At 63.0% G+C, this 11,981-nt stretch carries 9 protein-coding genes and 1 tRNA gene; 7 read left to right on the top strand and 3 right to left on the bottom strand.

Features of this window, described 5'->3' with window-relative positions:
* Positions 1 to 3: 3 nt before the first annotated feature.
* From B8115_RS15400 to B8115_RS15385, 4 genes are read left to right on the top strand one after another with little or no spacing between them, the layout of a single operon-like run.
* On the top strand, positions 4 to 1,902 hold the full coding sequence (locus B8115_RS15400) for an HlyD family efflux transporter periplasmic adaptor subunit (RefSeq protein WP_010628715.1): 1,899 nt from the start codon (positions 4 to 6) through the stop codon (positions 1,900 to 1,902).
* A gap of 3 nt (positions 1,903 to 1,905) precedes the next feature.
* A complete protein-coding gene (locus B8115_RS15395; protein ID WP_010628714.1) occupies positions 1,906 to 4,065 on the top strand; it encodes a biotin/lipoyl-binding protein in 2,160 nt (719 codons plus the stop codon).
* Positions 4,066 to 4,075: 10 nt separating this feature from the next.
* The gene (locus B8115_RS15390) at positions 4,076 to 6,016 is read left to right on the top strand and encodes a preprotein translocase subunit SecA (protein ID WP_010628713.1); all 1,941 of its coding nucleotides are present in this window, start codon (positions 4,076 to 4,078) and stop codon (positions 6,014 to 6,016) included.
* Positions 6,017 to 6,066: 50 nt separating this feature from the next.
* Positions 6,067 to 6,825, top strand: a complete 759-nt coding sequence (locus B8115_RS15385) for an efflux RND transporter periplasmic adaptor subunit (RefSeq protein ID WP_010628712.1) — start codon at positions 6,067 to 6,069, stop codon at positions 6,823 to 6,825.
* Positions 6,826 to 7,279: 454 nt separating this feature from the next.
* Here B8115_RS15385 and B8115_RS15380 read toward each other — a convergent pair whose 3' ends face one another.
* Together B8115_RS15380 and B8115_RS15375 are read right to left on the bottom strand one after the other, a co-directional pair.
* Positions 7,280 to 7,783: a CAP domain-containing protein gene (locus B8115_RS15380; protein WP_010628711.1), complete on the bottom strand. Its 504-nt coding sequence runs from the start codon at positions 7,781 to 7,783 to the stop codon at positions 7,280 to 7,282.
* A 168-nt stretch (positions 7,784 to 7,951) separates the two neighbouring features.
* Positions 7,952 to 8,028, bottom strand: a tRNA-Pro gene (locus B8115_RS15375).
* A 224-nt stretch (positions 8,029 to 8,252) separates the two neighbouring features.
* Between B8115_RS15375 and B8115_RS15370 the strand changes: the two genes are divergently transcribed.
* Positions 8,253 to 9,881: a BCCT family transporter gene (locus B8115_RS15370; protein ID WP_010628710.1), complete on the top strand. Its 1,629-nt coding sequence runs from the start codon at positions 8,253 to 8,255 to the stop codon at positions 9,879 to 9,881.
* Between the two features lie 5 nt (positions 9,882 to 9,886).
* On the opposite strand, the gene B8115_RS15365 is transcribed toward B8115_RS15370, so the two are convergent.
* Positions 9,887 to 10,246 (bottom strand): hypothetical protein, encoded by a 360-nt coding sequence (locus tag B8115_RS15365; protein WP_010628709.1) that lies wholly within the window; start codon positions 10,244 to 10,246, stop codon positions 9,887 to 9,889.
* Positions 10,247 to 10,487: 241 nt separating this feature from the next.
* On the opposite strand from B8115_RS15365, the gene B8115_RS15360 reads away from it, so the two are divergent.
* Positions 10,488 to 10,661, top strand: a complete 174-nt coding sequence (locus tag B8115_RS15360; RefSeq protein WP_083861853.1) for a DUF2970 domain-containing protein — start codon at positions 10,488 to 10,490, stop codon at positions 10,659 to 10,661.
* Between the two features lie 184 nt (positions 10,662 to 10,845).
* The gene (coxB, locus tag B8115_RS15355; RefSeq protein WP_010628707.1) at positions 10,846 to 11,961 is read left to right on the top strand and encodes a cytochrome c oxidase subunit II; all 1,116 of its coding nucleotides are present in this window, start codon (positions 10,846 to 10,848) and stop codon (positions 11,959 to 11,961) included.
* The last annotated feature ends 20 nt before the right edge of the window (positions 11,962 to 11,981 follow it).

Genomic DNA, 11,981 nt, shown 5'->3' with positions numbered 1-11,981 from the left:
GTAATGCAGCTAGGCGATAGCGGGACCCAGGCCATTGCGGCCTGGCAACAGCAGGTCCAGGGCGTTCAAGGCTGGCTCGCGCGGCACTGTGAGCAGGCGCCGCGCCCGGAAGGGGCCGGTGTGACCCAGGGTGTGGTGCTCTGGCGTCAGGGTGAGCAGTGGCAGCCCGTTGCGCTGTGGCCCGGTCAGGCGGATGGCACTGCACTGCTTTCGCTCAGTGAAGAGGTGCGGGACGCAGGGCGGGGGCTGGTGAGCCAGCTTGGCGAAGACAGCCTGGGCATCGGTTATCCGGTGCGAGACCTGGCCAGCGACGAGGCCGAGGGTGCCCTGCCGGGAAAGGGGGCCTTGCTGGGAGCAGTGGCCTTGCGGGTCATGTTGCCCGAGGCTCTGCGGGGCCGAGATAGCGCCGTGCAGACAGCCCTGTTGCCGCTGATGCAGCGGCTCGAGGATGGAGTCGCGACTCTCGAGCGCGACGTGTTGCAGCGCTCGTATCGCAGCGGGCGACAGCTCCAGGACCGGCTTTCCCAGCACCTTTCTCTGCTGGCGGCAGTGCTCGCCGAACCGCGTTTTTCCTCCGCTGCCATGCAGCTCGTCTCGCGCCTGGCCAGCCACTTCGAAGCGGAGCGGGTCAGCCTGGGTTGGCGGCGCGGTTCTCGTACGCGAGTCGAGCAGATCTCTCACAGCGCTCAGTTCAATCGCAAGATGAATCGCATCCGCGCCACGGAAACTGCCATGGACGAGGCGTTGGACCAGCGCATCAGCGCAGTGTGGCCGGCTCCCGCCGGGCCGGGGTGGGAGCACCGTGTGGTGCGCGCCCAGGCGGCGCTGGGCGGCATGACGGGGCTGGCAGCGGTGGTCAGCTTGCCGTTGCTGGATGGAGCGGAGCCCCTCGGCGCCGTTACCCTGGAGCGCGACATGCCTTTCGATGCCGAAGAGGTAGCGGCGCTTGAGAGTTTGCTGGCACTCTGCGCCCGGGCCCTCGAAGAGAAGCGGCGCAACGACAGACCGCTGCCGCTGAAGATGGCGGTGGCTACGTCGGAGCAGTTGGGGCGGCTGTTCGGCCCGGGGTTCCTGGGCTACAAGCTGACCGGATTGGTGCTGGCAGGGTTATTGGCCTTCTCCTGGCTGGCGACAGGAGAGGAGCGCATCGCCGCCGATGCGATCCTCGAGAGCCGTGAGCAGCGAGTGATGACGGCGCCGTTTCGTGGCTATATCGATGCGGCTCTGGTGCGGCCCGGCGATAGGGTCGAGGCCGGCCAACCCCTGGCCGACATGGAGACCCGAGACCTGTTGCTAGAACGCCTGCAGTGGCAGAGCGAGCTGGCCAAGTTCGAGCGCCAGGAGCAGGAGATGCGGGCACGGGGCGACCGTGCCGGCATGAACGTATTGGCGGCGCAGCGCGATCAGGCCCAGGCAAGGCTGGCTCTGGTGGATTCTCGGCTGGAACGGGCCACGCTGTTGGCGCCATTTGCCGGCGTGGTGGTCAGCGGCGATCTCACCCAGCGACTGGGAGGTGCCGTGGAGCAGGGGGAGGAGCTGTTCCGGGTTTCGCCGCTGGACGACTTCCGTCTCGAACTGGAGGTGCCGGAGCGCCGCATCGATGACGTCAGGGTGGGGCAGCGGGGCGAACTGGTGCTGGCGGCGATGACCGGCGAACGGTTGCCTTTCGTCATCGAACGGCTCACACCGCAGACCCGCAGCAGTGATGGCAGCACTCGCTTCGTCGTCGAGGCAAGCCTGGTGCGCGATGCCGAGAGCATCGATGGCGCTGCGCGACGCGAGTTGCGTCCGGGGCTGCAGGGCGTGGCCAGGATAGAGACCGGCGAGAACAAGCTGATCGTCATCTGGACGCGGGAGCTGGTGGACTGGCTGCGCCTGACGCTATGGCGTTGGTGGGGCTGAGGCGTGGCCGGCCCGCTGTTCAGCCAGCATTGGCATCGAGTGGCCGACCTGCGCTTGCGGCTGCGTCATCATGCCAGCCTGCATCGCCACGAATATCGCGGCGAGCCGTGGTACGTGCTGCACGATACCCTCACCGGACAGGTGCACCGCTTCACGCCGGAGGCGTATCAGATCGTCGGTCGGCTGGATGGCAAGCGCACTCTGAGTGAGATATGGGATCAGGTGAGTGCCTCGCTGGGCGATGCCATGCCGACCCAGCAGGAGCTGATCGCCTTGATCGGAAGGCTGCACGGGGCCAACGTGCTTTCGGGCTACGGCGACATCGATATCGACGAGCTCTCCCGACGCCAGACGAAGCAGAAGCGGGGCAAGTGGCTACAGCTGGTGCGCTCTCCTCTGGGCATTCGCATCCCGCTGCTCGATCCTGAGCGCTTCATTGCTGCCAGCTACCCGCTGGTCAGGCCTTTCATCAGCCCACTGGGTGGGGTGCTGTGGCTGGCAACGCTGCTACTGGCGCTGGTAGTGGCGGGGGTGCACTGGCAGTCGCTTACCGACAACCTGGCCGATCGGGTGTTCGGTATCGGCAACTTGCTGATGCTGGCGCTCATCTATCCGCTGATCAAGGCGCTCCATGAGTTGGGCCACGCCTGGGCGACCAAGGATGCCGGGGGCGAGGTACATGAGGTCGGCGTGATGCTGCTGGTGTTCTTTCCGGTGCCATACGTGGACGCCAGTGCCGCGGCTGCCTGCCCCGACAAGTCGCGCCGCATGCTGGTGGGGGCGGCCGGCATCATGGTCGAGCTGTTTCTGGCATCGCTGGCGATGCTGGTATGGGCGGCGGCCGAACCGGGCCTGCTGCGGGCAGTGGCGTTCAACGTGATGCTGATCGCGGGTGTGTCGACGCTGCTGTTCAACGGCAACCCATTGCTGCGCTTCGATGCCTATTACGTGCTGGCGGATTACCTGGAGATTCCCAATCTCTTCAATCGCGCCAATCAGCAGCTGACCTACGCGGTGAAGCGCTACCTGCTGGGCCGGCGCGACGTGACCAGTCAGGCGCGATCCCGGCGCGAGGCGTGCTGGCTGGTGAGCTATGCCCTGGCGTCGTTCGCCTATCGCTTGATGATCATGGTGGCCATCGCCGTGTTCGTGGCCACCAAATATCTGTTCGTTGGCGTCATTCTCGCCCTTTGGTCGGTGACCATGACGCTATTGCTGCCTCTGTTCAAGATGCTCAAGGCCATGACCGTGGACGATTCATTGCAAGGCTCGCGTGGCCGCGCCTGGGGCTGGCTCTTTGGCGGCCTCATGGCAGTGACGCTGCTGCTGTTTCTGGTTCCGCTGCCCTACGCTACCCATGTGCATGGCGTGGTGGATAGTCGCGAGCCGGCCCAGGTGCGCGTTGGCGTCAGCGGCGAGCTCGCCGAGCTGTGGGTGGAGGATGGCCAGGAGGTGACGGCTGGCGATCCGTTGATGCGCATTGCCGCTCCGGAGCTGGGCGTGGAGGTGCGCCTGCTCGAGGCGCGAATCCGCGAGATCCAGCAGGAGCTCGTCGCCAACGTGCGCGATGCCCAGGCGGCTGCCATCCTGCGCGAGACCCTGGTGCCGGTGGAGCGTCAGCTCGACGATGCACGCCAGCGTGCTGCTGCCACCGTGGTGATCAGCCCCCATACTGGCCTGATGCTGATGCCGGAGGGGGTTCCCCGCCTGGGTAGCTATCTGCATCGTGGCACGGCCGTTGCGTCGGTGGTGCGTCCGGAGGATCTGCGCATTCGCACCTTGCTGCCGGCTCATGTGGTAGAGCGTGTGCGCGACGATACGCGTCGGGTCCAGCTGCGGTTGCCGGGCCATGAGTGGGATGCTGCCGGCAGCCTGCTGTGGGTATCGCCCAGTTCCGATCATGCAATACCCAGCCCGGTACTGAGCGTACAGGGCGGCGGACACGTGGCGGTCGATCCCAGTGCGACGACCGACGATGGTTCACCCAGGGCGTTTCGGCGACATTATCTGGCCGACTTTGCGGCGGGAGAATTGCTGCAGGAGGGGGGCTCGTTACATCTGGGGGGGCGGGTTCACGTACGTATCGAGCATGCTCCGGAGCCGCTGGGCTACCGGCTGTGGCGTGACCTGCGCCGCTCGTTCCTGAGGCTTTTCGAGCTATGAGCCGTCTGACATGCCTTTGCTGAAGCTGCCCGGCGACGTACTGACGCGTCCGGAGCGAACCCTGCTGCCGCCGGGGAGCCTGGAGCGTCCCTGGCACTGGTTGAGGTCGAAGCTGCATCGGCCGGCGGCGATACGCAGGCTTGGGCTGCGCTCGCAGCTGCCGGGCATACATCGGCATGCCGCCCGCCTGGCATCACTCGATGTACAGGTGCTGGCCGAGGAGCGCGATGGCTTGCGGCTTGCGCTTGCACGCCAGGGCGTGACGCCACGGCTGGCTCGGCATGCCTTCGCTCTGGTGCGGGAGGTCTCCCGGCGGGAGCTGGGCATGGCGCATCATGACGTACAGCTGTTGGGCGGGCTGGCCATGCTGGGGGGAAGAATCGCCGAAATGCATACCGGCGAGGGTAAGACCCTGACGGCGACACTGCCGGCGGCAACGGCTGCCTTGGCCGGAATTCCGGTACATGTGATCACCGTCAACGACTACCTGGCCGCTCGCGACGCGGAGCTGATGACCCCGGTCTACCGTGCGCTGGGCCTGAGCGTGGCAGCGGTGGTGCATGAGATGCCGCCACACGAGAGGCGAGCCGCCTACGCTGCCGATGTGGTCTATTGCACCAACAAGGAGCTGGTTTTCGACTACCTGCGCGACACTCAGCTGCTGGGTCGTCATCGCCATCCGCTTCAGGCCCATGCGGCGCGGCTGGTCGGTGAGCTGCAAGACGAACGCCTGCTGCTGCGGGGTCTGCATTTCGCCATCGTCGACGAGGCCGACAGCGTGATGCTCGACGAGGCGCGAACGCCGCTGATTCTCTCGGGGCCGGCAGGCAAGGACGCGCTCGATATCGCGCTGCTCGATCAGGCGCTGGCCCTTGCCGCTGAGTTCGAGGAGGATACGCATTTCGTGCGGGAGAGCGGGCAGATCCATCTGACCGAGCGTGGCCGGGAGCGGCTGACCGAACGGGCGCAGGCCTTGGGCGGCGGTGGCTGGGTAGGGCGTTCACGGCGAGAGTGGCTGGTTCAACAGGCGCTGGTGGCGCGCCACCATTTCCAGCGTGACCACCATTATCTGGTGCGTGATGGCAAGGTGCAGATCATCGACGAGCACACCGGCCGGGTCATGGCAGACCGCAGCTGGGAGAAGGGCCTGCAGCAGATGATCGAGCGACTCGAAGGCTGCGAGCCGAGTGATCCCAACGTGACGCTGGCGCGGCTTACCTACCAGCGCTTCTTCCGCCGCTACCACCATCTTTCCGGCATGACCGGCACGGCGCGAGAGGTGCGCGGAGAGCTCTGGCGTACCTATCGTCTGCGGGTGGTGGCGATACCCCCGCACCGGCCCAGCAAACGCCAGCACTGGCCGACGATATCCCTCGCACGGCAGGCCGACAAGTGGCAGTGGATTGCCACCCGCGTCCAGGAAATCGCCGGCCAGGGGAGAGCTGTGCTGGTGACCACGGTCAACCTGGCCGACTCCGAAGCGCTGTCGCAGCGGCTCGCCGAGGCCGGTATCGAACATGCCATGCTCAACGCGCGTCAGGATGCCGAAGAAGCCGATACGGTTGCCCGCGCTGGCCGTCGTGGTGCTGTGACGGTGGCTACCAGCATGGCGGGGCGGGGCACCGACATTTCGCTGGAGGAAGAGGTCAAGAGAGCAGGCGGGCTGCATGTCATCGTTGCCGGCCACCACGATGCCTCGCGGGTGGATCGGCAGATTGCCGGTCGCTGCGCGCGTCAGGGCGACCCGGGCAGTGTGGAACTGGTGGTATGTGAAGAAGAGGCTCTGCTCGATGAGCTGACGGAGTGGCAGCGTCGTATGGGGCAACTGCCGACACGCTTGAAGCGTGCTCAGCGACGGCGTGAGGCGCGCCACGCCAGAGAACGCGCGCGGCTGTTGGAGGCCGACTGGCGCGAGGACGAACAGTTGGGTTTCAGTGGCAAGTCCGAATGATTGTGACCGACAACCGAATAGCCGTCAGCGGACGGTGGAGTGGGGAACCTATGAGTCAGCGCTTTCTTCGCAGCATCACGCTACCGCTGTGCCTGGCGGGCATGGGGAGCGTCGCTCTTCAGGCGCAGGGACAGGAGCTTGGCGACTCCTGGTTCGGCGAGCTTAGCTGTCTGGTCGAGCCGGGCAGGCAGGCGTTTCTGTCGAGCCAGGTACCGGGTGTGATCGAAACCATCCAGGTCGAGCCGGGCGATCGGGTTGCTGCGGGGGACACGCTATTCACGCTAAAGCGTGACGTAGAGCTGGCCAGCGTGGCGCTGGAGCGTGCCCGTGCCGACTATGCCGAACGGCGGGTACAGCGCAACCAGCGCATGATCGAGCGCGGTATGCTCAGCGACAGCGAGCGCGACGAGATCGACACGGAAATGCGCCTTGCCCGCATGCAGGTCAACCTGGCCAACGCCCGGCTGGAGCAGATGACGCATCGGGCCCCGTTCGCGGGCTTGATCACGCAGCGTGTGGCCGAGGAGGGGGAGTACATCGACGCCACGCCGGTGCTCGAGCTGGTTCAGCTCGACCCACTGCGCATCGAGGCGGTCTTGCCATTGACTGCTTTCGGCGCGATAGCCGTGGGAGACAACCTGGAGATAGAGCTGCTTGCGCCAGTAGAGGAAACGGCGTCGGCTCGTGTGCAGCGGGTGGATAGCGTGATCGATGCCTCGAGCGGGACCTTTGCCATTGGTTTGATGCTGGAGAACCCGCAAGGGGTGATACCGGCAGGCATCAACTGCCGACTTGGGGCTCTCGATTGAGCTCTGCTCCAGGCTGCGGCGGTTTTACGCGCCAAAAAGTTCATGGAAGCCATTTCCACTCACCATTCGAATGCAAACGCGCGTTTTATGGCAGCCTCAGATTGAATGCTGCATCTTGAGGGCAAAGTTTCGTAAGCCTGATGAAATGTCGACAAACCTGCGGCATGATGTTTCTCGTTGTCACAAAGGAGAAACCTCATGCCAACACAGCAGCGTGTGGAAGCCGATGTGTGCGAAGTCCTGAACCACTGGGTTTCCCATGCCTTGGCCCAGCAAGCGGCGAACGATGCTCTCGTCGCGTACATTCACTGAACCAGCGTTACCCGTTGCACCCAAGGGCCAGGGAGGGTCCCGACGACATTCAACTCCCGTAACTGTACTGTTCTAGCCTCTATTCTCTTTTTGCTTCCTTATCTTTTCACTTCCTTATTCTTCCTCCATAGGCGGGATGCCATCATCTCGGATGGGCAAACACCTGTGTCCAGAAGGGCGAATAGCGGGAACCTTCCGCTGCATGGGAAGCCGCCCCCATTTCGCTGAAGTCGCCACTCATGATGTTCGCACAGTGCCCGGGGCTTTCCAGCCATCCTTGCATGACACGCTCGACCTCTGCCTGACCGGCGGCAATGTTTTCGCCCACAGCCTGCCACACATAGCCTGTATCGCTCACCCGAGCGGTGACGCCTCGATCGTCGGGGCCGGTGTGGTCAAAGAATTCCTCTTCAGCCATGTTTCGCGAGTGGTCGAGTGCGGCCTCGGCCAGGTGGCAGTTCCACTCTAGCGGATCTGCGGCAGAGAACTCCTCATCGCCGCATTGACGGCCTTCGCTGCGTGCATCGTTGACCCGCTCGAGCATCTCGCGTTGATCGGCGCTGAGCTCGCATTCCGCCGAGGCGGTATCGGCATGAGCCACCAGGCTCAACAGTGCAAACGAAAAGAGGGTACAAGAACGTAGCATCGACCTTCCTTTGGTCCGGGGGATTCCCTTGCACTCTAGCCAGGTGAGGACTGCATTGCGAGGAGGTACTTTAGGAGAGGTGCTTTACGAGAGTTTTGCGAGAATTTTACCAGCGACGAAAAACCGCCACTCGGCATGACCCGTTAGTGGCGGTTTTTTCGAATCAGATGGTCGGAGCGACAGGATTCGAACCTGCGACCTCTGCAACCCCATTGCAGCGCGCTACCAAGCTGCGCCACGCTCCGACTGATTTTTCTCGGAAACTGACGCAGGCTCGACCGTGGTCATGCCCCCGAGAACGAGGCGTATACTAGCGCGTTCGGGGGGAAATGAAAAGCCTCTTTTGTACTTTCCTTTCAGATGCTTGCCTTTGGCCGGCTTGGCTCATGGCAATACGGTCGCTGGCGTGATGTGACCGCTTCGCTGCCTTATGATGGTGACGGCACGGCATCTTGGCAGGGGAGGGGAGATGCAACGGCAGGCGCAGCGTGGACTACTCAAGGGCATGAACCCGAGGGTCACCCTGGTGACTTTCGTGGTGGTGACGGTTTCCCTTTTCTATGGAACCTTCTATACCGAGCGTCTAGGCCAAGGGCTGGCATTGGCTCGAGGCGTGCTCGATCCCTTCCTGGAGTGGTACTACGTTCTTCTGGTCGCCTTCCTACTCTTGTTCATGGTGTGGCTGGGCATGGGCCGATACAAGAACGTGCGTCTGGGCGGTGATTTCGAGCAGCCCGAGTTCAGCTTTTTCTCTTGGGTGGCGATGTTGTTCGCGGCCGGTACCGGGGTGGGCATTCTGTTCTGGTCGGTGGCCCAGCCGATCCTGCAGTTCCAGGACAATCCTTTCATCGAGCAGGGCATGAGCCCTGATGCCGCCCGGGTTGCCATGCGTCTGACCTATTTTCACTGGGGGTTGAACGGTTGGGCGATCTTCTCCTTCGTGGCGCTGGTGCTGGCTTACTTTTCCTACCGCTGGAACCTGCCGCTGACGATTCGCTCCGCTCTGACTCCGCTGCTGGGCAGGCGTACCGAAGGTGTCCTGGGAGATGTCGTGGATGTGCTGGCCGTTTTCGGTACCGTGTTTGGTATCGCCACGACGCTAGGGCTCGGCGTACAGCAGATGAATGCCGGGCTCGAGGCAGTTTTCGGCCTGCAGTCGTCGCTGCTGCTGCAGCTGGTTGTTACTGCCGTGATCATGACCATTGCCACCCTTTCGGTCGTCTCCGGAGTGAAGCGTGGCGTACGTTTGCTCTCCGAGGCCAACTTCTGGCTGAGCATCGCTGCCGTCCTCTTTCTGCTGCTGTTCGGCCCCACCCAGTATCTGGTGGCGATCACCATCGAATCGGCCGGGGACTATATCCAGAACCTGATGGGTATGACGTTCCATACCAATGCCACCCGAGGCGATGCTTGGCAGTCGGAATGGACGGTATTTTTCTGGGGCTGGTGGCTGGCCTGGTCGCCGTTCGTGGGAATGTTCATCGCCCGTGTATCGCGTGGTCGAACCTTTCGCGAATTCGTCATGGGCGTGTTGTTGGTGCCCACCGTGATCACCATCGTATGGATTGGGCTTTTCGGCGGGACGGCGCTGTATCATGAGCTGTTCGGCAACGGCGGCATCGTGGCAGCCGTCGACTCCAATATTGCCACGGCAGTCTTTGCCACCATCGAGGCCATGGAACTCGGGCTGCTGGGGCGGGGCTTCTCCGCTATGCTGGTGCTGTTGATAGCGACGTATCTGATCACCTCGGCCAATGCGGGCACGTTGGTCATCAATACGATTCTGGCGGGTGGCGACCCCGAGCCGCCCACTGCTCACAGGCTGCTATGGGGTGGCCTGCTGGGGCTGTTGACGGCGGTATTGCTGATGGCAGGTGGACTGGAAACGCTACAGGCCGCCGTGATCATGGCGGCACTGCCATTCTCGGTAGTGGTCATGCTGATGGTCGCCGGGCTGCTCAAGGCACTGCACCGTGAGCGTTATGCAGCACGTACCGGCGAGCGCGTGGAAGCGCCGCGGGAGCCGTGGGCCGATCTCGAGGATGCCGGGACACAGCCGAGCCCCGTCTCCGACGATGAGACTCACAAGCTGCATTGAGCCAATCAGATCTCTTCCCAGATCCTGCGCCGGAATTCCTGGGGCATGGCGGCGACTTGCTTGAGGCGCCGCATATGCTGGTCGGCAACCTCGCGCGCTATTTCCTCATAGCATGCCTTCATCTTTTCGGGGTCGGCGCCGTGGGTGTCATAGCAGTGTCCGAGCTGTTGTCCTGCTTCGGAAAGCGCGGCGAGGAATTTCGCTTCTTGAAGCATCATGTCAGATACGCTTTCCATCCATGCCAGTTGAAGGCGCGTCATCGGGGTAACTCCCTGGATCCATTGCTGCGACCACCATTCCATCAGTGGCAGGGAGGCATCGAGGGCGGGGTTGGGCGCGGGGCGACCGGGGGTGGGGCTGGCCATGGCGATCTCCGTGATATGTCGAATGGGCGATTGGGACAGGGTAGAACGCTTGCATTCGAGTGTAGTCCAGCAAAGGTGGCTCTCCCATGCTTTTTTGCTGCATTGCGGTATGCGATTTCGTGATATCGAACTCGGCACTCCGATACGGGCTTGCAAGCCAGTGGCTTACCGGCAATGGGGTGGTTGTGTCATGCTCTGAAGCCAGCCGGTCTATCCTGCCGGTCTATAGAGGGGGAAGGCGATGTGGAGTGTCATAAAATCGGTGCTGGCAGCGTTCTTCGGCGTTCAGCGCGATAGGCAGCGGCGTGAGGATTTCGAGCGTGGCAGTCCAATGGCCTTCATCGTGACTGGAATCGTCATGGGACTGCTGCTGGTGGGTGTGCTGGCCCTGGTGGCGATCTGGGTTGCGGGCTGAGCGTAGCAGGGCCCAGCGTTGACTGCTGCGTTAGCCATAAGGTGAAGGTTAGGCGAGTGACTTTCTAAACTTGTCTCCATATACTCGGCTAGAAGAAGCGGCTAATGTTCTCTGGGATGAGAACCCCCGTACCCTGACTCGTGGGGCGCCGTTATCGACACAACTACAAACTCGGGAGGCGTCGATGCGCACTCTGCTCGTCTGGCTGGCAGGGGGCTTGACCCTTGTTGGCTCGAGCCAGATGGCTCTGGCTAGCGGCTGGAACATGCCGGTTGGGGTCACTGACCTCAGTAGAGAAATCTACAACCTTCACATGACGATCTTCTGGATCTGTGTGGTCATCGGCGTGATCGTATTCGGGGTCATGTTCTACTCCCTGTTTCGCTATCGTCATTCCAAAGGCGCAAAGTCTGCCAATTTTCACGAGAATACGACGGTCGAGATCATCTGGACGGGCATCCCACTGCTGATTCTCATCGGCATGGCCATACCGGCGACCGCCACTCTCCAGAAAATCTACGATCCTTCCGGGGCCGAGCTGGACGTCATGGTCACCGGCCAGCAGTGGCGCTGGCGCTACGAATATCTCGGTGAAGACGTCGCCTTCAACTCCAATCTCGCCACCCCGAGGGCGCAGATTCGCGGCGACGAGGAGCGCGGCGAGCACTACCTGCTCGAGGTCGACGAGCCGCTGGTCCTGCCGATCAATCGCAAGGTTCGTTTCCTCTTTACTTCCGACGACGTCATCCACGCCTGGTGGGTTCCCGATTTTGCCGTGAAACAGGATACGGTGCCGGGCTTCATCACCGAGAACTGGGTACGCATCAACGAGCCGGGTATCTATCGTGGGCAGTGCGCCGAGCTGTGCGGGGTCGATCACGCCTTCATGCCGATCGTGGTGCGCGCGGTGGAAGAGGACGAGTTCGACGCCTGGCTGGCCGAGCGCCAGGAGATGGCGGCGGAAGAGGCCATGGGCATCGACCGCGAGTGGGAGTTCGATGAGCTGATGGAGCGGGGCGAGGGCGTCTACGGCAGCATCTGTGCTTCCTGTCACCAGCCTGAAGGCCAAGGGTCGCCGCCGGCGTTCCCCGCACTGGCCGGCAACGAGCGGATGCTTGCGGACGTGGAGTGGCACAAGGACGTCATCATCAATGGCGTATCCGGGACTGCCATGCCGTCGTTCCGCACTACGCTCAATCCGGTCGAGCTGGCAGCGGTGATCACCTATACCCGTAACGCCTGGGGCAACGAGTCCGGCGATGCGGTACAGCCGGCCGAAATCGCCGAGCGGCTGCAATGATCGTCGCCCTCACGTCGCCA

Origin of the sequence: Halomonas sp. KM-1, from assembly GCF_000246875.1 — a bacterium.
Classification (GTDB): Bacteria; Pseudomonadota; Gammaproteobacteria; order Pseudomonadales; family Halomonadaceae; genus Halomonas; species Halomonas aerodenitrificans.
Note: the sequence above shows the minus strand (reverse complement) of the source record. Positions and strands in the feature narration are given on the sequence as shown.